Raw genomic sequence first — 23,141 nt, 5'->3', positions numbered from 1 at the left:
TTTTAAACTCCTTTTGCAGTAGAATCAGCCCTTTAGACTGACAACTACTGCAACTAGTGGTTAATGATCGCTTTTGAAACGTTAAGATTTCGGAAGTTAGCCATTTCTTCTGATAACTCTTCAATTGTAAAACGATGAGAAATGAGCGACCCGACATCCACCACTTTTTTCGCAATAAGTGAAATAGCTTCTTCGTGCGTAAATGGGTTCACGAACGAGCCCTTAATGGTAAGCTCCTTTGAAAAAATGTCAAAGGGTGAAACCGAAATCATTGTATTCGGTGCAGAAACCCCAAAAAGTAACACTTGGCCGCCCTTTGCCGCTGATTTGACAGCCAATTCCATGCTCTCCGGCCTGCCCACACATTCAATTACCACGTCTGCCTCTAACTTTCCAGCATTCATTGGATGGATCACTTCATCGGCACCCAACTTATATAGCAGCTCCCTTTTGTTATCAGCAGGTTCACTTACTAAGATGGATTGAACATTTTGCTGTTTTACCAATTGTAAAAATAATTGTCCAATAAAACCGCCACCAATAAGAAGTACCTTACTTAAGGAAGACAAGTGAATTTTCTTAAAACCATGTAGAACACAGCCTAATGGCTCAACAAGAGCAGCTTCTTCAAACGTCATATGGCCTGGGATCTTGTAACAATTAGCTGCTGGTACAACACAATACTCTCCCATTCCACCATCTCTTGTTACACCGACTGCCTGAAGATGATTGCATAAATGAGCTCGGTTGCTGCGACAATACTCACATGTCCCGCAATAAATGTTCGGATCAATTGAAACACGGTCCCCTTTTTGCAAGATAGATACTTCAGTACCTACCTCATCCACTTCTCCGGCTAATTCGTGCCCAAGAACGATCGGTGGATGGACTTCAGCAGAACCAGGATGGCCATGGTAAATATGCTGATCTGTTCCACAAATACCACAGCTTTTTACTCTTACGATTACCTCTTTCGGGGATGGTGATCGATAGTTCCAATCCATCACTTCTATTTGCTTTGTTCCTTGTAAAACCGCTGCTTTCATAATAACGCCCCCTTTGGTTTCACACTATTAATAGCCTTGACTCTCAAAGTCTCCCAAGGAACTTCTTTTCCCTCTGCCTGCGCGACCCTAAGAGTTCTGCTCTCATTAGGAAGTAGGTCAAAGAAATTATCCTCGATTACCAATTGCTCCATATCCATTTCAATCGTTACCATCCGCGATAGCACATTTGCGGAAACGGTCAACTCATTTTTCTCTTGGTCTATGGAGACTGTTAATTCCGAATCACCAAGTTTCAAATCCTTTTGATCGCAGAAATAATAGAAGTTTTCATAGGTTCTATCATTCTTTGAGCGGATGACGAAAACAGCTTCATCTGGTTGAAGTCTGCCTAAAGCATCTTGTTCTAAAACTGCTGCCACTTGTTTCGACACATTTGCCTCAATTGAAACCATCCATTGCTTTGAAAATACTTTTTCACCATTAAATAGATAAACAGCCAGCTCAATTTCGTCCTGATAGGTTTCTAAGCGATCATTAACAACCCAAATAGATAAATCTCTCCCTGGGATATAATCCACTGTCAATAGAACTGGGCTGTAGAATTTTCTGGCATAATGATAGGAAGCCTTAGGCAATAAATAATAGTCGATGACGGACCAGCTTGTACCCGGCCAGCAGTCGTTAAGCTGCCAAAATAGTGCGCCGCTTGTATGTGGTTTATTCCGTCGATAATGTTCGATTCCATATTTCAATCCTTCTGCCTGCGTTAACATTGAAAAAGCAATGTACTCATCTAAATCCTTCGGAACTCCTGTATATCCTTCCATTAACAAAATTCCTTTTGGATGATGGATATCTTTATTGCGGTAAGCCATTTCTTCGCTTCCCCAGAAAAATTGGTCCTTAGGGATATTTCGCTCTAATGTATAGCGATTGGAAGAAGCGTGCATACCAAATTCACTTGCAAAGGTTGTGGTATCATTTTTAAAATTTTTAAACGACAGCCCTTCGATACTATAATCCACCGTCTGGGGCTCCCCAAATGTTCTCGGTTCAATATTACCATGCCAAACTTGCCAATTATGTGTATCTCCCTGGTCTCTAGAATTGTGGTCATTTCCTCCAAATGGGGAACTTGGCCAAAACAAGCGAGTTGGATCGAGTTCTTCTAACAATTCCGGCATTAATTCATGATAGATTTTTTCACCGTAAAAAGGATGGCTAATTTCCCCTGACGAAAACAACGCTTCATACAGCCAGTCATTTTCATTGTTGCCGCACCATAAAGCCAAGCTAGGATGATTCCGAAGCCTTTTAACAACATGAATAATTTCCTCTTTGACATTAGCCATAAAATTCTTATTGTAATCGGGGTAAAGAGCACATGAAAACATAAAATCCTGCCAGACTAAAATGCCAAGTCGATTACACTCGTTATAAAACACATCTTTTTCATAGATGCCGCCGCCCCATACGCGAAGCATATTCATATTCGCGTCTTTGGACATCTTGATTAAATGCTTATAACGAGAATCCGGGACTGCTCCAATGAAACTATCAATCGGAATCCAATTAGCGCCTTTCGCAAATACCTTTTCTCCATTTAAAACAAAGGTAAAACAATGATTTCCTTCCTCATCTTTTCGAAGCACTTCAATGGTTCTAATCCCGAACTCTTTCTGTCTATCATCAACTTTCACACCATCGGCAAACAATTCAACAGTTAGTAGATAAAGATGAGGCGTCCCAATGTCATGTGTCCACCATAGCTTAGGATTTTCCACTTCCAATACAGCTGTTGCTTTTTTGCGATCCACTCTAACTTTGGCTGCAAACCTTTCTTCCCCATAGGAAAGATTTACATAGAGTTCATAATCTTTTAATCTCCTAAAAGAATCGACTTCTACATCCACTTCGACAATCGCTCTGTCTTGTGATATAAATTTTGTTTTCGCAAACACATTATTGATTTTGGCAAAGGTTCTTTTCTTTAAATGAACATCTTTCCAAATCCCTGCAGTAACCAAGCGCGGGCCCCAGTCCCAGCCATAATGACTTTGAGCTTTTCGTGTCCATATCCTTTTCTTGCTGAATCCTGACCAGTAATATTGGACCTTATCTTTTACATGAACATGTACTGGATCAAATTTTATGGCCAGAACATTTTTTCCTCTCTTAAGTTCCCTTGCCACTTCAAAAGTGTGACTAATAAACATATTTTCTGTTGAACCTAGCTCTACACCGTTTAAATAAACCGTAGCAAACGTATCAAGCCCCTCGAAGATCAACTCATAGCGGTCGTCTTTCGTGACGTCATCATAGAACTCAAAGGTGTTGCGATACCACCACACGTTTTCTTCTACCCACTGACATTTGAGATCATTGTGTCCGTAAAAAGGGTCCTCAATCAATTTTCGGTCAATTAAGGTTGAATGAACATCACCAGGTACAGATGCTGTCATCCAAAAATAATCAATATATTCAGGAGAAGCCACTTCCAGGTCACGAGCAGTCCCCACATCAAATTGTTTTATTTTCCAGTTTTCATTTATTTTCATAGGAACGTCACCTGCCTTGATAATTTGCATATAAAAGAAAAGGAGGATGTCTCAATAAGGAACAACGCCTCACCATTCACAATAAAAGCGGTAATTCAGTATATTGTGGGTTGAGGGGTTTGTCCCTTTGCTTTGAGTCATCCTCACAACAAAAGCTCTCTATTTAATATAAGTCAATGAATCAAGAATTTCTTGTAAGCTTAATTCAGCACAAGCCATCGATGTGTCTGCAACACCGTAAAACATTTTGACAACATCGCCTTCAACGATGGCCCCGCATGAAAAGACTACATTTCCAAAGAACCCTTCTACTTCATAATCAGTTTCAGGTTCTAGAATCGGTTGATCGGAGCGAGCAATGACCTTTGTCGGATCTTCTAAATCAAGTAATACAGCTCCCATACAATAGCGATGGTCTTTGGTTGCACCATGGTAAAGCTCAAGCCAGCCTTTTTTCGTTTTAAAAGGAACAGCTCCTCCGCCCATACGCGCACTATCCCACATACCTTCACGTAATCCTAGCAAATGCTTGTGATTTCCCCAGTGTAAGAGATTGGTCGATTCAGCAATCCACATCTCTGGCTCTCCGACACTTTTCGGTACTGGACGATGAATGGCATAATATTTTCCGTTTATTTTTTCAGGGAAGATTAAAACATCTTTGTTTTCCGGCGCAAAAATCATACCATGATGTTCAGTAGTTACAAAATCTTTAGTGGAAACCATTGATTCTCCAACGCCTACTGGTGAAATAGCACTAAAGTAAATATAATAGGTATCTTCTATTTGTGTAATCCGCGGGTCTTCAATTCCAAAGGTTTCTAATTCATTGGATGGGTAAACAAATGGGTTGTCATCAATGGTGAACTGATGACCATCTTTGCTTCGTGCAATACGTAAATACGACAAAGAAGTTAAGTACTTAAAACCTTGTTTATCGCCATTTTCCCGAATCACACGCGGATCAGAGAAATCATAAGCAGGATCATTTAAATTAAAATCTATAATCTCTAGTTCATTCGTTTGCGGGCGATAAATAGGTGCTTTTACAATATTTAAATCATCACTAATTGGTCGTTCAGCAACACGGAGCAGCATAATAATTTCATCATTATATGTTGCAATCCCTGCATTAAAGGCACCAATCACTTCAAAATCAGGTCGATGCGGTTTTACATGTGCTGGTGTGACCAATGGGTTCTCTTCATATCTATATACGTTCATTTTGATTTCTCCTTAATACTGAATTTTTGCTCAAATGGTAAAAACGGATCGGTTATGGTGATTTTTTGAGCTTCAGCATCACTAATGCCTGCATAAAGATCAGCCGTGCCATCTGATTTTCGAACTAACCCCCCACTAAACACAACATCTGCTAAGTCTGGGCGCTTCGATGGACCAGGAAGGAACTGGCTTCTTGTTGCGATTAGCTCCATATCAGAAAATGCACCTGTTTCCGGATCAAGTACAAATACCATTGGATAGTAGTGGCGGTTTCCTTCCTCATCAAAAGATGCAATATGCCCAAGTACGCCTATGAGACCATTAGCTAAAAGGTGCGCTTCGTTCCCACCGCCCCATTGTTCGTCAATAAACTGGTCTTCAAGTAAAGGTGCTTCGTCGATCACTTCAATTGTCAAATCAGATAATGAAGAGATACGGGTCCACCCAATTTTTCCTCTTCCGCCTTTTTCTCCTTGAGGTCTTGTTAATACACCGATACTTCCATCCTCAAGCTCCACAAGTCGAAGGTCTTTCATTCCATCTGGGCCTTTAGCAAACTCTTTTAAGCTAGCAATCGATCGGCCTTTATAAAAAACTGTTCGCCAGCCAAGTTTTCCTTCGAGTGTTGGATGAGGGAAGATTTGAACGCCTCCCAATACTAACTCTCCTGCTATTTTAGTGAAGAAAGGATCTTGCATTTCAAGAACAGGTGCATTTTCTCTTGGCACCCACTCACCGTTTTTCATGACAAAAAAATAAACATTGGAGTGTTCACTATCCCGTGATTCAACTCGTCCTGCAATCACAAGCTCCCCTTCATCTTCAAACGGTGCGCTGATATTATAGACATCATTTACACCAATACCAGAGAATACAATTTTTTCTGGATTGGTTGGTTGAGCTTTAGAAGTGAATTCCTCTACTAGCTGTTCACAAGTTTGAGTGTTTCCTTTACTTAATAGGTTCATCTCTTATATCCCCCTTTAGGATCATTGCTTCATTTGCTAAAATTGTTACCACTTTCCCACTTTCTAAGCTCGTTCGCTTTGATGAAAGCAGCATTTCTATATCCGAGGCAAAGCAGGCAGCTATATTGAGAGATTTTGATTGATCAGAAAAATTCAAGATAACTAATATTTTTTCAAATTGATCTTTTCTTACGAAATAGATCATTCCATTTTCATTACGTAAAAATTCATAATCCCCTAAACTTAATGAAGAATGTACTTTTCGCAGCTTCAGCAGCCTTTTATAAAAAGAAAGCATTGAATTCGGATCACTTTGCTGGTTTTCAACATTAATTTTGTAAGCATGAGTCGGAATTGTAATCCAGGGTGTAGCCTCTGAAAACCCTATATTAGAATGTGAATTCCATTGCATCGGGGTACGTGACTTATCCCTCGATTTCTCATTAGCTGCAGCTAATGCCTTCTCATGCGACTGGTTTAACTGAATTTCTAACTCATAAGCCATTAATCCTTGGACATCCTTCATTTTCACGATGTCATCGGCAACCCAATCTCTCATCCCAATTTCATTGCCATAATAAATGAAAGGAACACCCTTCGCCGTAAGCATCAAAGCAGCAACTAGCTTGGCTCGGTCCTCATCGCCGCCAAACCTTGAAATATGTCGAGATATATCATGACTTGAAAAGAACAAGGTTGGAATTTGGGCTGGATGATAAACTTGCTCCGTTTCCTCTAATTGCTGAAAGATTTTATCCGAATCAAACTCCCCGATACTCCCGATATTAAAATTAAAGACAACATCTAATTTGTTAAGACCAGAATATTGTTTTAGAATCTTCAGGTCCTCGGAACCAACCTCACCAACAAGGAATTTATCGGGAAACTGATGCACAAACTTGGCGATTTCTGTAATAATCCGTAAAATACCTTCTTGGTCTTTATCGTATAAGTGATTTTGTTCATTCTTTTCATGGTCATATGGATTGTCTTTGAAAGAATCATTGACCTTTAAGAAATTGATGACATCAAGCCGGAAACCATCGACTCCCTTTTCAAGCCAAAATTTCATCACATCAAACATAGCTTGCTTCACTTCAGGATTGGCCCAATTTAAATCAGCCTGTTCCTTCGCAAACGCGTGGTAATAATATTGGTTTGTCACTTCATTATATTCCCATGCAGAGCCTCCAAAGAACGATTCCCAATTGTTCGGCTCATCTCTCCAAATATACCACTCACGTTTCGGATGATTCTTTGTCGCCTTTGACTCTTGGAACCATTTATGATCAGTTGAGGTATGGTTCAAAACTAAATCGGCAATCACTCGGATACCACGCTGATGTGCTTCCTTAATGAAAACCTCAAAATCCTCCATCGTTCCATAATCAGGATCAATAGATTTGTATTCGGAAATGTCATAACCGTTATCGACCTTTGGAGAAGGATAAAAGGGAGTGAGCCACAGTCCATCAATCCCTAACTCTTTTAGATAGTCAAGTTTAGAGGTGATTCCAGCAAAATCACCAATTCCATCGCCATTTCCGTCTTTAAAGCTTGGCATATAGATTTCATAAAAAGTCGATTGTTTCCACCAATTAACCATTGTGTAAGAACTCCAGTCTTGGATTACTTAAGTGTAAATTGCATACCTTCTTGGAACTTTTTCGCGAAAAGCAAGAAAATAATTAAGATCGGCATTGTTAATATTACAGATGCGGCATACAACGGGCCTGGATATCCGCCATATGGACCGAACATTTGAGATAAAAGGACATTCAGCGTTAGCATATCGTCACTCTTTGCAACTATCATATCCCATAATAGTTCTGTCCATCTTTCCATAAACAGGAATAAGAAAATAACAGTAGTAATCGATTTAGACATTGGCATGACGACTTTGAACATAATTTGCCATTCGTTTGCACCATCTAATTTTGCAGCTTCAATAAACGTGTCTGGAATCGCCTTGAAAAAGTTCGTATACATAAATACAGCCCATAGACTCATTGCTTTCGGCAAAATCATTCCCCAATATGAGTCATACATTCCGATTTTTTGAATGACAAGGAACGTTGGGATCAGCAATATAATTGCCGGAAAGAACATTTGAAATAAAATAAAGTTATTAATGGTGTCTCTTCCTTTAAACGGAATTTTTGCTAATGCATATGCAACCATTACCGCAGAAACCATCATTAACAAAGTAGAACCAGTAGAGACAATAAAACTGTTAAAAAACGCATTCACCCATGGCCTTGGAATTAGTGCTTCTCCACCGCCTAACAGCCATTGATACGATTTCAAAGAGTATTCTGTCGGAATTAGCTTCTTATCTACTTGATTCCAATCAGCAAAAGAATTTAGCACCATATAAATATACGGAAAGATCATCATCAGTAAGAGAACAATGGCAATTAGGTAACGTAACCATAATCCATTTTTCTTAGCTCCACCCATATCGTTTTCCCCACATTTCTAAGAGTTTTCGAATGATAAAAATCGAAATAAACGTTACAACGGAAGCAATAATCGCAATCGCTGAAGCATAACCTGCTTGAAGATTTGAGAACGCTCTTGTGAAAATCTCCATTTGCCATGTATTGGTTGCAAAATTTGGTCCTCCGCCTGTTAATTGATAAACCTCAGTGAAAATACCAAACGTAACACCAATCGATAAAATTAAAACCGTAAATAAAGCAGGGTAAAGGAGCGGAAAAGTAATCTTCCAAAAACGCTGCCAACCATTTACCCCATCAATCATCGCCGCTTCATATACTTCCTTATTAATGCTCTCAAACCCGGATGTCAAAATCAGCGCATAGTATCCGGTGAATTTCCAGGCGATAATCACCGCTACAACGAAGAGTGCTCCAAATGGTGAACCAAGCCAGTTAATATCCAAGCCAAAGGCATTACGCAAAAATTCATTAATCGGACTGTTGTAAGATAATAGTCCTTTTATGATCAGTGAGGAAACAACTCCGGAAGCTAAGTACGGCAGGAAAAATCCAATTAAAAACAGCCCTTTAAATTTTGGTAATCCCTGAACGATTAGGGCCACAATAATTGAAGAAGCAATAACTAATGGCACAAAAACAGCCATAAATTTAAAGGTCACGAAAAAAGCACTTTGGACACCAGCACTTCGAAAAGCCTCTGCATAATTTTCTAATCCAACAAAACTAAAAGTTGGTGCAATTAAATTCCAATCAGTCATAGATAAAAACAGTGACCACACGAGTGGTATTAGAAAGAAAACGATTGCATATAAAAGATAAGGACTGGCAAAAAGCCAGCCCATCCTTCCTTGTTTTGTGCTCATTATTTGAGAGCCTCCTCAATGGCCGCTTTCATATCCTTCCAAGCAGTTTTGGGATTTTTATCACCCTTTACCACTGGATTGAAAGCATGTTGACCAATAAACGTTTGAATATCATTATATTTAGCGTTATCCATTGGCGGAATTGCATTTGGAACGGCTGCTGCATATGGTTGTAATGCTGGATTTTTATCAAGGAACGGCTTAAATGTTTCATTTGTTGTTAAATCGTCACGTGCTGGCGGTAAGTTCGTCTTTTCAAGCCATTTCAAATCATTTTCAGGGTTTGAGTATACCCAGTTAATGAATTTCATGGCTGCTTTTTGTTGTTCTTTCGTTGCAGAAGCGTAAACGACTATACCTTTTGTATCAGCGAAAGTTTTAACTTCTTTTGTATCCATTTCATCTGGAACAGGAGGTGGGGCTAATGTATAAGTTTCGTTATATTTCATTTCCGGGAATTTTTCTGCCCAGTATGGAATAGTCCAAGGACCAACATCTACGAAAATCCCTAAACCAGATTCAAAAGGATCTTTTGACTGCCTTGTTAATAATGCGTCTGCTTGACGTAAATCATCCATAAACCCTAGTACTTGTACACCTGCATTTTCATCGCCTGTAAATTTAGTACCTTCAACAAACTTGTTACCGTCTGAGGCCGCATTATACAACATGAAGAAGTCGAACCATCTCTTCCAAGCTGTTGGATCAGCAAGGTCTGCTTTTGCCCACACATACTTATCAGGATATTTTTCTTTTAATTTCTTAGCCACATCTAACATTTCACTGTAAGTTTTCGGTGGTTCGTTAAATCCAAGTTCTTTTAAAATGTCTAATCTCCAGCCAAACAACATCGCATTTGAGTAAATTGGCAATACATATTGGCGGCCGTCAGCAAATTCCCAACCCTTCATTGTATTTTCCATCTTACGGCTTTCTTTTACTTTATCCCATCCATCTAATTCATCTAACGGTACAAGGGCTTTACTATCTGCTAACTGAGCGGCAAAACCACGGTTAATGTTTTCAGACATTGTAGGCGCACTTCCACCAGCAATCGCAGATTGAATACTTGCTTCAGAAGTTGGGCTTTCCTTCATTGGACTAACATTAACTTTTATTTCAGGATTTTCTTTTGTAAACTCTTCCGCTACTTCCTTCCAATACACTTGCTGTGTTGGGTTCGGAGCAGCCCAAAATTCAATCGTTGTTACCCCATCTTTTGTGCCGCTGTTTTGTTCTTTATTACCTGTACTACAGGCAGCCAGCCCGGAAACAGTAAGTGAAGCTGCAAACAAGATCGACGCTACTTTTTTTATCTTCATCCCAAATTCCTCCAATTACTAATTATCTTTTCCATACTTCACAACAAATAGTATTTCCCTGAAGGGTAATACTATTTAAGTCAAAAAAACAAACAAGAAAATGGCTAATCTCACACTTGGGAGCGCTATCATTTCTTTTCAAAAATTGTATTAATGCATCTAACCAAATGTAAAAAAAATAAGTTGTTTTTACTAATCACCCGTCTTTCCACAAAGATAGATATAATTACAAAAACAAAAAATAATTGTTAAATAACGTTATTATCAACCTTTCGAAATAATTATTACACCTAACTTCAGTAATGTCAATTACTGTTTCGACAAAATTATAAAGTTTTTCCGTTATACATTGAAATGATGCTATTGTGTTTTCCGTTTTGTAACGTTACAATAAAATTACGAACTTAGATCAAAGGAGAACGTTAATATATATGAAGAAAAAAGTGACGATGCAGGATATAGCGGATCACCTAAATATTTCGAAAAACTCTGTTTCCCAAGCTTTAACTGGAAAACCCGGAGTTAGCGAAGTGACAAGAAGGCTTGTACAAGATACAGCAAATGAATTAGGTTATGACTATTCAAATAGTCGAAAACAAAAACTAGCGGAGAAAAAGATGACCAGAAATATCGCTTTAATCGCTTCTGATTATGCTTTTTCACTTAAAAGCTTTTTTGGTGAAATTTATTTAAGTAGTGAAAAAGAAGTTCGGGCTCGCGGCATGAATTTGTTTATTGAACCGATTGATAGCGAATCAAAAAAGAATCTAACTTTGCCTTCCGTGTTATCGAGCCATGAAATTGATGGAATTTTAATTTTATCTCATATTAGTACAGAATATATTTCAAAAATTATTAGTACAGGCATCCCTACTGTTTTAATTGATCATCACTCACCATATCTGCAGGCCGATTCAATTTTAACAAATAACCGCTTTGGGGCGTTTATGGCCGTAGAACATTTAATCCAATTAGGACATCGTGATATAGCGTTTGTAGGCAATGTTGACATTTCTCCAAGCTATCAAGAAAGATTAGAAGGATACTTACTTGCTTTAAGAAGATATGGGATAAAGCCTAATGAAAACTTTATGTTAACAAACACACAGGAAAATCAAGCTGAAATCAGTTTATTCCTCGATAACCTTCAAGACCAGCCTTCAGCATGGTTTTGTGTGAATGATGGTCATGGTTTCCTTGTTTCATCCGTTTTACAGCAAAGAGGATTCAAAGTGCCTGAGAATGTATCTATATGCAGCTTTGACAATGGACAATTATCACAAATTTTAACCCCAAGGATTACAACAATGGATATTGATTTAAGTTATTATGGTAAAAAGGCAGTGGAACAGCTTTGTTGGAGAATGGAAAACAAAGAGGAGCCGATTCAGGAGATCCTGTTGCCAACGAAGTTAATTATTAGAGAGTCTACTTCGGAAAAACGATAAAAATAGAAAAAAGTAATCATATTATAAAAAATTATGATTACTTTTTTCTATATACTTAATCTTCATCGGGTAGAGTAGGCTCTTATCTCACCAGTTCCCATTTTATTTTTCGATTACCTTTTAAACGGAGTCATCCCATTGTTATCAGAAAGATTTCCAAGATCTTTTGCATCAAATGTTTTGGGGTATCCAAACAGTAATGTTATCTATCGAATGACCTTCTCCAGGATAAACTTCAATTACTGTGTTGCCTACTTCCATCACTGGGGTTTTCATCAAGTGTCGGCTTGGGCGAAGATACCATTAGCTCAATAAGAAAAAGCTGCCTTCATGACAGCCTAGATCAAATCTTCGCCTTTTTATGATAACTATCGAGTTATCGCTTGATTATTCATGAGTTTGAAAAGCTAACTTTAAACCTAAACCAATATAGACGATACCTGCGACTTTCCCAATCCAATTGGAACTCTGTTTAGTTTTAGCTAAGAGTTTTTCACCTATTATACTTGTTAGGAATGCTATGAAAGAGGTATAAATTATGCTCATCAGTACAAATGTTAACCCAAGCATTAAAAGCTGAAATGTTACTGGATAGCTATCGCTTCGGACAAACTGCGGTAAGAAAGCTAAGAAAAAAAGTGCAGTCTTTGGGTTTAGTAATTCAATCAACAGAGCCTGGCGAAAAGATAAGTTAGGATTCACCTTTTCTACAGTAGGTTTCGCAACCTTTTTAGTTTTATTAATCAAAGCACTTATGCCTAAATAAATTAAGTATGCTGCACCTATATATTTAACTGCTTCAAAAGCAAATGCAGATGTCATTAAAATAGCAGAAAGTCCAAGAACTGCCGCAAAAGTATGGATTAAGTCACCAAAGGCAATCCCTAAACCTGTTATTATTCCATTTTTCTTTCCACCTTTAATAGTTTGAGATATTGTTACAAGAACAGCAGGACCTGGGATTAAAAATAACAATAGAACAACTAAAATAAAAGTCATCATTCTTCATTATTCCTTTCCTTTATATGATACAAGTAGTTTTACAATCAATAAAAAATTCTTTTACCATTTTAATATTTTATCAAGTAAGCTGCTTCGTTAGTTAAATAAAAAAGAGCTGCCATAGCAACTCGAAGGATTCAACTAACGCACTCGTTAATAAGGTCTGAATGTATACGCTATTAACCTGTGTTCACAACTTCATTGGTTTTTTTTCTTAAAGAACCCCCCTCCCTATTACAAAAATGAAAAATATAATTGTAAAACAGCTCAATGGAACTTATATTACTACCTCCCATTCATGAAGAAGGTCACAGCTTTTGTTACAGAAATTCGTTAAATAACATTCTCACAAGTTAAAATTCTTCATATATAGCAGGATCTTGATTATTAATCCTGCCTTCAGATCGAGTTAATCCTGAAATAAGACTCATTTCTCCCTCATCTAGAGAAAAGTCAAAAATCGAAATATTTTCAAGTTGTCTTTCAGGAGATGAAGATTTAGGAATTGCAATGGCCCCAAGTTGATAATGCCAACGTAGAATAACTTGTGAAATCGTCTTGTTATGATCGTAGGCTATCTGCTGAATAATGTTATTTTGTAAGACTTCATTTGCCCGGGCTAACGGACTCCAAGATTGTGTCTTAATATTATTCTCTTCATGCCATTTTCTTTGTTGTTCTTGGTTGAAAAATGGATGTAACTCGATTTGGTTTATGCTTGGTTTAACGCCCGTTTCCTTTTCTAAACGCTCAATATGTTCAGGTGAAAAATTACAAACACCAATAGAACGAATAAGACCCTGCTTTTTAGCTTCAATTAACGCTTTCCAAGCTTCCACGTAATTATCTTGTTTAGGATTAGGCCAATGAATTAGATATAAATCATAATAATCAAGATTTGCACGATATAAGGATTCTTGAATGGTAATAACGGCTTTTTCATACTCTTGGTAGCGTCCTGGTAATTTGGATGTAATTCTTAATTCTTCTCTTGGAACAGAACTGCGCCTAACGGCTTCACCTACAGTTCCTTCGTTTTCATAATTATAAGCAGAATCAATTAGTCGATACCCTATATCATCAATAGCATTTTGTATAGCATTGGCACCTTGATTACCCTTAAGTGTATATGTACCTAAACCAAAAACCGGCAAAGTGGTACCATCATTAAGTGTTATTTCAGGAACTGATTTGCCCACAACTAATCACTCCTTTCAGTAATATTCTAAGATTAGCATAATTCTGAATATATTTCATAGTTATGGAACTTTTGGGGTAGCTAAAAGTTCAGGCATTTACAAGTTCGAGACTATATTTGATGAGTCACATTGTCACTCCGTTGAATGAACCATTCACCTTGGGCAATTTTCACTACTCTGCCTCCTACATAAACGTTGATTTTCCCATTATCATCACTTGCTTTTAAAAACAACAAAGAAGGTCTTTTGATTTCATATCCTTGTTCAACACGAATGTTTATTTCACTTTTTTCGAAATATCGGTATTTAACCAAGTAAGAAGCTAAACAACCATTAGAACTTCCAGTAGCTGCATCTTCTGAAATACCATAATACTCTGCAAAGTCTCGAACATTTAAATCATTTACCGTATTATACACTTCAGGAGAAAAAACCATAATTGCTTTTGCATCAGTATATTCAATTAACTCAAAGTATTTTTCTTTATTTATCTGTACTTTTTTAACGGCATCTAAAGATTTTAACGGTACAACAATCACTGGAAGTCCAGTTGAAACCTCTTGGATTGGAAACCTTTCATCTATGTATTCCTTATCTATATTTAAAACTGTAGAAACCTTATTCGTATCTAAGATACTACCAAATGTGGGTTCATTTTGTTTCATCCATAGAATTCCTTCTTGATTATCGAACGAAACTGGAATTTTTCCAGCTTTATATTTTAAAATAAGTTTATCCAAGGGTTCCTCTAATACTTCCTTTTGAATGATATACGCAGTTCCTAAAGTAGGATGTCCAGCAAAAGGAACCTCTTCATTAGGTGTAAAAATACGAACGTCATAACCATTGTCATTCTTTGCATCAGATAAAATAAAAGCAGTCTCAGAAAAATTAATTTCTTTAGCTATTTGCTGCATTTCATCATCAGAAATGTTTCCGGCATTTTTAAAAACAGCAAGTTGATTTCCTGTATATTTCCCTTGCGAAAAAACATCAACAATAGAATAGTTAATTTCCCCCATAATTGTCTCCCCATTTATTTTGGTGATATTTTAAGTAATAACCATTTATTTTATTATAAGTTAAGAAAATCAAGACAATATTCTTCAACAAACTGGCCCAAATGTAAGGCGGCTTCATATTAAAGAATGGCGCCCGATTGTAGAATATTACTTAATCAATTACCTATCAATTGTATAAGGAATAGGTAGTACAATTCCAGTGCTTAGAATTTGATTTTCTTTTACCTTTCCACCCTTTTTTTTGAAGCTCCTTAGCTATAAACATATTAAAAAATCCATGTCCAACCAATACTACCGATATATGTTCTTGAGCATATTCCACTAATATTTCGGATGCATTTTTAGCCCTATCTTTTGCTTCACTCAAAGATTCGCACCCTCTTGAATAGCCACAAAACCATAGGCACCTTAAAATCAATGCCCAAATACTGGGTTCTAATTTTATTTTCCTTAATTTAGTTAAAGGATTAGGTAACTCTGTTTCACGAAACAATGGAACTGAAATAGCTTTTATGTTGGGGTTTAATAACTTTGCTGAATCGACAGCCCTTTTTAAATCACTTGTAATAATAATATTCGCTTTTGTTATTTTATTAAGCGTTTCTGATGGATAAGAGTTTTCCTCAAAAACTCCATTATAATCATACTCTCTAACCCAACTCTCAAACTCTTTACATGTTATTCGATTATTTTCAGTACACTGGGATTTACCATGTCTAATCAAAGAAATTTCCATAGTGTGTCTCCTGTAAGTAGATAACAATATATACTATATTAGTTCTTTCACTATACTACTCATGCGTTTTAACATATTACAGAATTGCACCTACAAAATTAACTATTTATATTCAATAGGCGCTTAATCTCCAAATGCAAATAGTAGTTCAGTCTCGCAAACTAATTCTCCGTCAACAGTTGCGATACCTTTTCCTTTCCCAATAGGGCCTTTTAATCGGGTGATTTCAACCTCAAGACGGAGTTGGTCACCTGGCCTTACTTGCTTTTTAAAACGACATTTATCTATACCTGCTAAAAGCCCTAATCGTCCTCGGTTCCCTTCTTTAGTTAGCATCACAACTCCACTTACCTGAGCTAATGCCTCTACAATCAATACACCTGGCATAACTGGATAACTTGGAAAATGTCCATTAAAAAAATCTTCATTTGCAGTCACATTTTTTATGCCAACTGCTCTATTTCCCTCTTCTAATTCTAGAATCTTATCCACTAAAAGAAATGGATAGCGATGTCGAACAATATTTTTAATTTTTTGAGTATCAAACAAGATCGAAGTCTCCAATACTATATTTTATTTTTTTATATTCCACTTTAAAATAAGTCCTAAATGTGTAAGTCCTCCACCAAAGCCATAAAGCAATAAAGTATCTCCAAATTGGACTTTCCCTTCTTCTATTCCTAGATTTAGTGCTAATGGAATGGATGCAGATGAGGTATTCCCAAAATACTTCATACTAGTCAATGTTTTTTCTATAGAAAATCCTGATTTTTCACATATTGATTCAACCATCCTTAGATTAGCGCTATGTGGAATAAACCAGTTTATATCCTCTACGTTTAAATCTGACTTAAGTAATAATTCTTGTATTCCTATTGGTAAAGTGCGGGCAGCCCATTTGTATACTTCTCTTCCATTCTGAACCATCTTCCCGGTTGTGTTTAAAGGTTTATCTTCCATTGCAGTTGCAAAGGTCGTTCTATATACATGTATACCACCTTCTCCATTAGTTCCCATATGACTAGCCAAGAAACTAGGATTTTCCTTATCATATTCGACTAGCATAGCACCAGCGCCATCTCCGAATAAAATACAGGTTGTTCTATCTTTATAATTAGTTACTTTTGATAAAGTCTCTGTTGCAACAACTAAAATCTTTTTATGTGCCTCAGAAGTAATTAAATTATTTGCTAAGTGTAATGCATATGTGAATCCTGCACAGGTAGCGTTTAAGTCAAAAGCTCCTGTACAAGGGATATGAAAGTGACTTTGAATTTGACATGCTACACTAGGAAACGCATAGTCAGCAGTTGCCGTCGCTACTATAATACAATCAACATCTTCTAAATCTTTATTATAATTTTCAATCAGATTTTCTATAGCATTAAAAGCTAAATGGGAAGCATATTCTTCGTCTCCTGCTATTCTTCTTTCCTTCATACCAGTCCTCTGGACAATCCATTCATCATTAGTATCTACCATCTTTTCTAGATCTTCATTTAATAATTTATTTTGAGGAACATAGGTACCAATAGCTGTTATACGTGCTTTAGATCTAATCATTAAGATTTCACCTCATTTTTCTCTTTATTATATCACTTAGTATTAGTACCTGGTATAAAATTATTGGTGTAAATTGTAAAGTGCAATAAAGTTATTTAACTTTTAAACAGCATAACCCCGTCCTAAGTAAGGACGGGGTTATGATAAAGTTGTTTAATTTTTGATGTTTGGAGGTGCAGTTCAGTTAAAATGATTGGCTTTTTTCTCTCTATTTTAGCACTGGTGCTTTCCGATGCTCTGTCCCTTCTTGGTAAGAATAAGCGAGCTTAATCAAAGTCGGCTCGGCGAATTCCCTGCCAAGCATCTCCATTCCGATTGGGAGGCCGCTATCGCTGAAACCTGCTGGAACAGAGAGTGCTGGAAAACCGGAGAAAGGGCTTAACATTGGCGCAGACCCGGATCCCTGATTTGTTCCTATCACAGCTGGCAAAGAACTTAAAGTTGGATAAACAAGCGCATCCAATTCATTTTCATTTAAGACTGAATTTAGGCTTTCTTTTGCCAGCTTAGAACGATTAGTAATGATGTCCTGATATACAGGATCATTTTCTAAAGATTCTTTATTATTTCTTGCTATCAAGCTGTTTTTAATGCTAGGGTCGTATTTTCCGCTATCAATAATTTCTGCAAGAGACTTCACAGGTGCATTTGATCCAAGGGAAGCCAAATAATTGTTGAGATCGAATTTAAATTCAAAGTTACTGAGGCTTGGATAGGAAATAATTTTATCTAGATTCGGAACAGTCACTTCTACTACATCTGCTCCGAGCTCCTCCATATCCTCAATGGCTTGGTCCATGCCTTTATTAATTTGAGGGTCATTTCCAAACAAGGCTCGCACAACTCCTATACGTGCATTCTTAAGTCCATTCTTCTTAAGATAATGTGTATAGGTTTTGGGAATGTACCCGTTACTTGCTGCGGTAACAGGGTCGGCTGGGTCATAGCCGGCAATCGCATCAAGGACTATCGCTGCATCTTCTACGTTACGCGCAATTGGTCCGCCCACATCCTGAGTAAGGGCAAGTGGAATGATACCATCACGGCTGGCTAGTCCCATCGTTGGCCGTATTCCGACCAGATTGTTAAAGGAAGCCGGAACCCTGATCGATCCTCCAGTATCTGTACCCAATCCAACTGCAGCAAAGTTGGAAGCAACCGCTGCTGCGGTACCGCCGCTCGAACCGCCTGGATACCTTGTCAGATCATACGGATTGTAGGTTTGGCCGCCAAGTGAACTGATGGTTAGGTATCCAAACGCAAATTCATGAAGATTGGCTTTCCCTAAAATAATAGCTCCTTCTTCTCTAAATTTCTTTGTTTGGTAGGAATCGTCCGGTGGAATCGAACCTTCAAGCGACAGAGATCCTGCCGTAGTTGGCATGTCATATGTATCATAATTGTCTTTTAAAATTACAGGAATTCCATGCAATTCCCCACGGACTTTACCCGCTTTGCGCTCCTTGTCAAGCTGCTTCGCTTCAGCAATGACATCTTCATCGATTGTAATAATGGAGTTGATGCTGTCATCGTATTCCTCAATTCGATCAAGATAAAATTTAACCAATTCCTCAGAGGTCAAATCCCCCTTTTGCATCGCATGCTGCAGGTCAAAGATTGATGCCTCTTCAATCTGCTCTGTAAAACGGCCTTCCTCAACCGGATTTGCTGCTTTTGGAGCTGCAGCCGCCGAAGTCGAATATAAGCTTCCCGCCAATACTAAGCTGGTCGCGAAAGTAATCGGCTTCCTATACCACTTTCCCATAGTCTAATCCCCCTTTATTATTAAGACACTATAAATATATCAATAGTTCTTCGTAGTGTGTTAAAAAATGGTAGATTTTCTTACATAAAAAGTGGTAGATTTAGCGTTTTTGAATTTTATCTTGATGAGGGAATAAAAAAACGCGAACTTCTGATAGAAGTTCGCAACTTGTATTTTAGAATTTCGACCAAGTGTATATGGTTGGCAACTTTTGCAGGAACGACATTAAAATGGCTAGCTTTCTGTCTTGTAATTTTATAGCAGTATGTAATTGGATCCCCTAAAAAGCTGTCCACTTCCCTGATTGTTACCACACTTGGGACCGGAATGGAATAGGCTGCATCTCAAAAATCATAGTTTTTAAGAAAACTAAAAAAGAGATGATTTTTATCGTCACTTTGACCGATAATTGTATTAAATGAGGCAATCATTTCTCACTCAAACCTTTCTATTATTTTTTTTCGTCAGTATCACCAATTCAAAAAAGACGATTTTTCTATAGAGTATAGAAAATCGTCTTTTTTATACCATGTACCATATTAACGTGAATTTTTGTCAAAATGTTGGCAGTATCCCTTTATATAGTCAAAACAGCTTCCTTATTTAACATACTCTTCCATTTTCAGTTTTTCTCCATTCGATTCAATCACTTCTTTGTACCAGTCAAATGAATCTTTCTTAAATCGCTTCATTGATCCGTTTCCTTCATTGTCACGGTCCACGTAAATCATGCCGTACCGCTTTTTCATCTCACCTGTTGTAAAGGATACGATATCGATGATTCCCCAAGGAGTGTAGCCCATTAATTCAACGCCGTCATACGTTACAGCTTTTTCCATTGCTTCAATGTGAGACTTTAAATAGTCGATTCTTGATGCGTCATGAATCGAGCCGTCTTCTTCCATTGTATCTACAGCGCCGAATCCATTTTCTACAATAAACAATGGAATTTGATATCGATCATAAAAACGATTTAATGTGTAGCGTAAGCCGATCGGGTCAATTGCCCAGCCCCAATCACTCGATTTGATATACGGATTTTCTACACCATTAGGCAATCCGCCATTCACAATATTACCCAGGTTGTCGTTTTGCACATCACTTTTAACCGTTGTTGACATGTAATAACTAAAGCCTAAATAATCAACTGTTCCATTCCGTAAAATCTCTTCATCACCATCTTCAAATGGAATCGAGTATCCTTCTCGCTCAAATTCTTTCAAAGCGTAGCTTGGGTAGTAGCCTCGAACGTGTACATCAGGGAAGAAGTAGCGCTGTCTCATCATTTCTTCCGCCAGCATCACATCTTCCGGGTTTGATGAATATGGATAAATCGGCACATGCGACACCATAGCCCCGATTTGGAAATCCGGGTTGATTTCTTTTCCTTTTGATACCGCCAATGCACTTGCCAGCAATTCGTGGTGCCCCGCCTGGTACATCACTTCTTTCGCGTTCTCGTTTTCGCCGACAACAACGCCCGAGTTCGTCCATAAAAACAGCGGATTGTTTACATCCATTTTATTGTTGATTTCGTTAAAGGTCATCCAGTACTTTACTTTATCTTTATAGCGGTTAAAGCAAACTTCAGCGAACCGAGCGAAGAAGTCGACTACTTTTCTGTTTCTGAATCCGCCGTATTCTCGTGCCAAATGAAGCGGCATTTCAAAGTGGGACAGCGTAATAACCGGCTCTATGCCATGCTTCAGCAACTCATCAAAGACGTTGTCATAAAACTGGAGCCCTTCTTCATTCGGCTCAGCTTCGTCTCCTTTTGGAAAAATTCTGCTCCATCCAATCGATGTTCTCAAGCACTTTAAGCCCATTTCAGCAAACAAAGCTATATCTTCTTTATATTTATGATAGAAATCAATTGCTTCGTGGTTCGGATAAAATTCATTTTCTTCAATTGTTTCGGTGATTTTTCTTGGCACACCATGAGCACCTGCTGTCATCACGTCTACGACGCTTGGTCCTTTACCGCCTTGATTCCATCCGCCTTCAAACTGGTGGGCAGCCAAAGCACCGCCCCATAAAAAATTCTCTTGTAATTTCGCCATTTTTTCGTCCTCCTTATTTTACAACTGTCATCATTTTCTGATGAAATGCACTTTCTTTAATATCTTCCATAATCACTTCTTCATAAGCTGCTGAATTTGTCACAATGACAGGTGTAATTGTTTGTAATCCTTGATTTTGAATGAATTCTTGGTCAAATTCTATTAGAAGATCTCCTTTTTTGAATTCATCCCCCTCTTTTACGTTCAAACCAAAAGGTATTCCATCCAATTTAACCGTTTCCAACCCAATGTGCACGAGCAGTTCTACACCTGTTTTTGAGCGCAAGCCGATCGCATGCTTGGTCGGCGCGACCATGACGACAGTTCCGTCAAACGGTCCATACACTTTGTTGTCTGATGGAACAATAGCAAAGCCTTCTCCCATCATGCCAGAGCTAAATACTTCATCCGGTACTTCTGAAAGAGGAACAACCTTGCCGATTAATGGTGCTTGTATGATTTCTTCATTCACTTGAGAAACAAAATCTTCACTTTGGCCTTGTGTTTCTTTTGTATTGTTGCTGTCTGCTTCTTTCGCTGTCTCTTCTCCATATCCGAAAAGCTGAATTAAAATAATAGGAAGAAGAATAGCAATGACAGCCCCCAGCAAAATGCCCCAAATAGACATTGGATAATCTGCATTGATGCCGTTTACAATGGTGAGCGGACCTGGCAGCCCAGCATATGCAAAATAATAGGGATGAAAGAAACTTGCGGCAATGGCACCAATCGCACCGGAGATGCAGCCAAAAATAAATGGCTTCTTAAATCGCAGCGTCACCCCGTAAATGGCTGGTTCTGTAATGCCGAATATTCCGGTAATACCTGCAGAAATGCCGACTTTTCGTGTTTCTTGGCTTTTTGTTTTTAAAACAACACCCAGTACCGCTCCGACTTGCGCGATAACGGCGATTGTTTGATACGCCTGGAATGAATCCCGGCCATATAAATCAAAATTCGCTAATACCATAGGTGTGATTCCCCAATGTACGCCAAAAATAACAATGACTTGCCAGAATGAGCCGATGATCGCTCCTGCCAAAGCAGGTGCATTTTCTGCCAAGAAGTTGTATCCGTTTGCAATTCCATTTGCACCCATTGTTGTAATAGGACCGATTAAGCCAATCGTTAAAGGCACCATGATGACCATACATAATAATGGAACAAATAACGGCCTTATGACTTCGTTCATTCTCTTGTTTAAAAACCTTTCAAGATAAGACAAAATCCATACTAAAAATAACGGTGGCAGTACAGAAGACGTATATGTTGTTTGAGTTAAGGCAAGCCCTAAAAACGAAATATTGGTTCCTTCTGCAATTTGTGCTGCCATTTCTGCCCACGTTGGACTCACTAACGCAGCACAACATGCGACTGCGATATAAGTATTGGTTTTAAAATGCTTTGATGCGGTAATCGCAATGAAAATCGGCAAAAATGTGAATGGCGACCAAGAGATAAAACTTAAAACCTGATAAGTCCCTGTTTCGGCAAAGCTGTTAAACAGTAAATTGATTAAGATTAATCCACCTTGCAAAATACCTGCAGCAGCTAAAATGTATATAAAAGGTGCAAACACTGCTGACATCGTTGCAATAATACGGTTTACGATTGTGCCTTTGTTTTCATTTTCTACATCCGAGGTTTCAATATTGACCAAATTTGAAAACTCTTCAAACACTTCCCCTACATGCTGCCCAATAACAACCTGGAACTGTCCGCTGTTTTCTACCACGGTAATAACGCCAGGCATTGACGCTACTTGTTCCTTCGCTTTTGGATTAGAACGCTTCAGCACTAACCGAAGTCTGGTAGCACAGCGTGTAGCTCCAATCACATTCTCTTCTCCTCCAACTGCTTTTAAAATGTCTGCTGCCAGCTTTGAATAATCCCTCACTTTTCCCGACAATTTAAAACCCCCTAATAACTTTGAATATTCACA

General features: G+C 38.0%; 18 protein-coding genes. 1 reads left to right on the top strand and 17 read right to left on the bottom strand.

Going from position 1 to position 23,141, the window contains the following annotated elements; translation table 11 throughout:
- Window positions 1–53 precede the first annotated feature (53 nt).
- From K8L98_RS25335 to K8L98_RS25300, 8 genes are all read right to left on the bottom strand, one after another.
- Window positions 54–1,046: a zinc-dependent alcohol dehydrogenase family protein gene (locus K8L98_RS25335; RefSeq protein ID WP_243551530.1), complete on the bottom strand. Its 993-nt coding sequence runs from the start codon at window positions 1,044–1,046 to the stop codon at window positions 54–56.
- Window positions 1,043–3,565, bottom strand: a complete 2,523-nt coding sequence (locus tag K8L98_RS25330) for a beta-mannosidase (protein WP_243551528.1) — start codon at window positions 3,563–3,565, stop codon at window positions 1,043–1,045. Before K8L98_RS25330 ends, K8L98_RS25335 begins: the two co-directional genes overlap by 4 nt.
- A 159-nt stretch (window positions 3,566–3,724) precedes the next feature.
- Window positions 3,725–4,789, bottom strand: coding sequence for a BtaManbiosPhlase (locus K8L98_RS25325; protein WP_243551526.1), 1,065 nt, complete (start codon window positions 4,787–4,789; stop codon window positions 3,725–3,727).
- Window positions 4,786–5,757 (bottom strand): MTP-1 family protein, encoded by a 972-nt coding sequence (locus K8L98_RS25320; protein WP_243551524.1) that lies wholly within the window; start codon window positions 5,755–5,757, stop codon window positions 4,786–4,788. Before K8L98_RS25320 ends, K8L98_RS25325 begins: the two co-directional genes overlap by 4 nt.
- Window positions 5,741–7,363: a glycoside hydrolase family 13 protein gene (locus K8L98_RS25315; RefSeq protein WP_243551522.1), complete on the bottom strand. Its 1,623-nt coding sequence runs from the start codon at window positions 7,361–7,363 to the stop codon at window positions 5,741–5,743. The genes K8L98_RS25320 and K8L98_RS25315 overlap by 17 nt, the downstream gene beginning before the upstream one ends.
- A 23-nt stretch (window positions 7,364–7,386) precedes the next feature.
- Complete coding sequence (locus K8L98_RS25310) at window positions 7,387–8,217, bottom strand: carbohydrate ABC transporter permease (protein ID WP_243551520.1); 831 nt, start codon at window positions 8,215–8,217, stop codon at window positions 7,387–7,389.
- The gene (locus K8L98_RS25305; RefSeq protein WP_243551518.1) at window positions 8,204–9,082 is read right to left on the bottom strand and encodes a carbohydrate ABC transporter permease; all 879 of its coding nucleotides are present in this window, start codon (window positions 9,080–9,082) and stop codon (window positions 8,204–8,206) included. The genes K8L98_RS25310 and K8L98_RS25305 overlap by 14 nt, the downstream gene beginning before the upstream one ends.
- Entirely contained in the window at window positions 9,082–10,404 is a 1,323-nt protein-coding gene (locus K8L98_RS25300) for an extracellular solute-binding protein (protein WP_243551516.1), read from the bottom strand. Before K8L98_RS25300 ends, K8L98_RS25305 begins: the two co-directional genes overlap by 1 nt.
- Window positions 10,405–10,835: 431 nt before the next feature.
- Between K8L98_RS25300 and K8L98_RS25295 the strand changes: the two genes are divergently transcribed.
- Entirely contained in the window at window positions 10,836–11,852 is a 1,017-nt protein-coding gene (locus K8L98_RS25295; protein ID WP_243551514.1) for a substrate-binding domain-containing protein, read from the top strand.
- Window positions 11,853–12,239: 387 nt separating this feature from the next.
- Here K8L98_RS25295 and K8L98_RS25285 read toward each other — a convergent pair whose 3' ends face one another.
- The 9 genes from K8L98_RS25285 to K8L98_RS25245 form a co-directional block, all read right to left on the bottom strand.
- The gene (locus K8L98_RS25285; protein ID WP_243551512.1) at window positions 12,240–12,854 is read right to left on the bottom strand and encodes a LysE family translocator; all 615 of its coding nucleotides are present in this window, start codon (window positions 12,852–12,854) and stop codon (window positions 12,240–12,242) included.
- 353 nt (window positions 12,855–13,207) lie between these two features.
- Window positions 13,208–14,053 (bottom strand): aldo/keto reductase, encoded by an 846-nt coding sequence (locus K8L98_RS25280; RefSeq protein WP_243551510.1) that lies wholly within the window; start codon window positions 14,051–14,053, stop codon window positions 13,208–13,210.
- A gap of 110 nt (window positions 14,054–14,163) precedes the next feature.
- Window positions 14,164–15,075 (bottom strand): PhzF family phenazine biosynthesis protein, encoded by a 912-nt coding sequence (locus tag K8L98_RS25275; RefSeq protein WP_243551508.1) that lies wholly within the window; start codon window positions 15,073–15,075, stop codon window positions 14,164–14,166.
- A gap of 166 nt (window positions 15,076–15,241) precedes the next feature.
- Window positions 15,242–15,811, bottom strand: a complete 570-nt coding sequence (locus K8L98_RS25270) for a phosphoglycerate mutase family protein (protein ID WP_243551506.1) — start codon at window positions 15,809–15,811, stop codon at window positions 15,242–15,244.
- Window positions 15,812–15,934: 123 nt separating this feature from the next.
- Complete coding sequence (fabZ, locus tag K8L98_RS25265; RefSeq protein ID WP_243551504.1) at window positions 15,935–16,360, bottom strand: 3-hydroxyacyl-ACP dehydratase FabZ; 426 nt, start codon at window positions 16,358–16,360, stop codon at window positions 15,935–15,937.
- Between the two features lie 24 nt (window positions 16,361–16,384).
- Window positions 16,385–17,371, bottom strand: a complete 987-nt coding sequence (locus K8L98_RS25260; RefSeq protein WP_243551670.1) for a ketoacyl-ACP synthase III — start codon at window positions 17,369–17,371, stop codon at window positions 16,385–16,387.
- Between the two features lie 211 nt (window positions 17,372–17,582).
- A complete protein-coding gene (locus K8L98_RS25255) occupies window positions 17,583–19,139 on the bottom strand; it encodes an amidase family protein (RefSeq protein ID WP_243551502.1) in 1,557 nt (518 codons plus the stop codon).
- A 599-nt stretch (window positions 19,140–19,738) separates the two neighbouring features.
- Window positions 19,739–21,199 (bottom strand): 6-phospho-beta-glucosidase BglA, encoded by a 1,461-nt coding sequence (gene bglA, locus K8L98_RS25250; RefSeq protein WP_243551500.1) that lies wholly within the window; start codon window positions 21,197–21,199, stop codon window positions 19,739–19,741.
- 13 nt (window positions 21,200–21,212) lie between these two features.
- Window positions 21,213–23,108: a beta-glucoside-specific PTS transporter subunit IIABC gene (locus tag K8L98_RS25245; RefSeq protein ID WP_243551498.1), complete on the bottom strand. Its 1,896-nt coding sequence runs from the start codon at window positions 23,106–23,108 to the stop codon at window positions 21,213–21,215.
- Between the last annotated feature and the right edge of the window lie 33 nt (window positions 23,109–23,141).

The sequence above is a fragment of the Metabacillus dongyingensis genome, assembly GCF_019933155.2.
Lineage (GTDB): Bacteria > Bacillota > Bacilli > Bacillales > Bacillaceae > Bacillus_P > Bacillus_P dongyingensis.
Note: the sequence above shows the minus strand (reverse complement) of the source record. Positions and strands in the feature narration are given on the sequence as shown.

What these genes read in the sequence shown, in the direction of transcription:
- K8L98_RS25335 (WP_243551530.1), bottom strand. Translation starts at nt 1,046, where the DNA reads ATGAAAGCAGCGGTTTTACAAGGAACAAAGCAAATAGAAGTGATGGAT.
- K8L98_RS25330 (WP_243551528.1), bottom strand. Translation starts at nt 3,565, where the DNA reads ATGAAAATAAATGAAAACTGGAAAATAAAACAATTTGATGTGGGGACT.
- K8L98_RS25325 (WP_243551526.1), bottom strand. Translation starts at nt 4,789, where the DNA reads ATGAACGTATATAGATATGAAGAGAACCCATTGGTCACACCAGCACAT.
- K8L98_RS25320 (WP_243551524.1), bottom strand. Translation starts at nt 5,757, where the DNA reads ATGAACCTATTAAGTAAAGGAAACACTCAAACTTGTGAACAGCTAGTA.
- K8L98_RS25315 (WP_243551522.1), bottom strand. Translation starts at nt 7,363, where the DNA reads ATGGTTAATTGGTGGAAACAATCGACTTTTTATGAAATCTATATGCCA.
- K8L98_RS25310 (WP_243551520.1), bottom strand. Translation starts at nt 8,217, where the DNA reads ATGGGTGGAGCTAAGAAAAATGGATTATGGTTACGTTACCTAATTGCC.
- K8L98_RS25305 (WP_243551518.1), bottom strand. Translation starts at nt 9,082, where the DNA reads ATGAGCACAAAACAAGGAAGGATGGGCTGGCTTTTTGCCAGTCCTTAT.
- K8L98_RS25300 (WP_243551516.1), bottom strand. Translation starts at nt 10,404, where the DNA reads ATGAAGATAAAAAAAGTAGCGTCGATCTTGTTTGCAGCTTCACTTACT.
- K8L98_RS25295 (WP_243551514.1), top strand. Translation starts at nt 10,836, where the DNA reads ATGAAGAAAAAAGTGACGATGCAGGATATAGCGGATCACCTAAATATT.
- K8L98_RS25285 (WP_243551512.1), bottom strand. Translation starts at nt 12,854, where the DNA reads ATGATGACTTTTATTTTAGTTGTTCTATTGTTATTTTTAATCCCAGGT.
- K8L98_RS25275 (WP_243551508.1), bottom strand. Translation starts at nt 15,075, where the DNA reads ATGGGGGAAATTAACTATTCTATTGTTGATGTTTTTTCGCAAGGGAAA.
- K8L98_RS25270 (WP_243551506.1), bottom strand. Translation starts at nt 15,811, where the DNA reads ATGGAAATTTCTTTGATTAGACATGGTAAATCCCAGTGTACTGAAAAT.
- K8L98_RS25255 (WP_243551502.1), bottom strand. Translation starts at nt 19,139, where the DNA reads ATGGGAAAGTGGTATAGGAAGCCGATTACTTTCGCGACCAGCTTAGTA.
- bglA (WP_243551500.1), bottom strand. Translation starts at nt 21,199, where the DNA reads ATGGCGAAATTACAAGAGAATTTTTTATGGGGCGGTGCTTTGGCTGCC.